Here is a 1,177-nt window from a genome sequence, read left to right as displayed (position 1 = left end):
CCTGCACGGCGCGCAGCACGCGTTCGTCCTCGCCCTCGGTGAACACGATGCGGGCGCGCGCGCCCTCGCGCACCAGGCGCTTGGCCGCGCCGAACAGCGGCTTCATGAAGGCGCCCGAGTGATAGACGAACTGCTGCAGCTGTTCGACGTAGGCGTCCAGGTCGGCCAGCGGACGCGTGGCCACGCCGCCTTCCATCGCGGCCTTGGCCACGGCCGGCGCGATGCGCACGATCAGGCGCGGATCGAAGGGCTTGGGAATCAGGTAATCACGGCCGAACGACAGGTCGTACGTGCCGTAGGCGGCCGCCACCACTTCGTTCTGCTCTTCCTGCGCCAGGCCGGCGATGGCGTACACCGCGGCCATCTCCATCTCGCGCGTGATGGTCGTGGCGCCCACGTCCAGCGCGCCGCGGAAGATGTACGGAAAGCACAGCACGTTGTTGACCTGGTTCGGATAGTCCGACCGGCCCGTGGCCATGACCACGTCGTCGCGCACCGAATGCGCCAGCTCCGGCAGAATTTCCGGCGTGGGGTTGGCCAGCGCCAGGATCAGCGGGTTGGCGGCCATCGTCGCCACCATCTCGGGCTTGAGCACGCCGCCCGCCGACAGGCCCAGGAACACGTCGGCATCGGCGATCACTTCCGCCAGCCTGCGCGCGTCGGTGGGCTTGGCGTAGCGGGCCTTGTCCGGATCCATCAGGGTGGTGCGGCCTTCGTAGACCACGCCCTCGATGTCCGTGACCCAGATGTTTTCCAGGGGCAGGCCCAGGTCCACCATCAGGTCCAGGCAGGCCAGCGCCGCGGCGCCCGCGCCCGAGGTCACCACCTTGACCTTGTCGATGTCCTTGCCCACCACCTTCAGCCCGTTGATGAACGCGGCGCTCACGGTGATGGCGGTGCCGTGCTGGTCGTCATGGAAGACCGGGATCTTCATGCGCTCGCGCAGCTTGCGCTCGACCGTGAAGCACTCCGGCGCCTTGATGTCTTCCAGGTTGATGCCGCCGAACGTGGGCTCCAGCCCCGCGATGATCTCGACCAGCTTGTCCGGATCCGTTTCGTTGATCTCGATGTCGAACACGTCGATGCCGGCGAACTTCTTGAACAGCACCGCCTTGCCTTCCATCACCGGCTTGGAGGCCAGCGCGCCGATGTTGCCCAGGCCCAGCACCGCCGTGCC

General features: G+C 67.5%; 1 protein-coding gene. It reads right to left on the bottom strand.

The window, feature by feature from the left end; genetic code table 11:
* Positions 1–1,177: malic enzyme-like NAD(P)-binding protein (locus FS845_RS26385; protein WP_313960329.1), on the bottom strand; the 1,177-nt coding region annotated here is incomplete at both ends.

The sequence above is a fragment of the Bordetella genomosp. 13 genome (assembly GCF_007679965.1).
Taxonomy (GTDB): Bacteria; Pseudomonadota; Gammaproteobacteria; order Burkholderiales; family Burkholderiaceae_B; genus Bordetella.
Note: the sequence above shows the minus strand (reverse complement) of the source record. Positions and strands in the feature narration are given on the sequence as shown.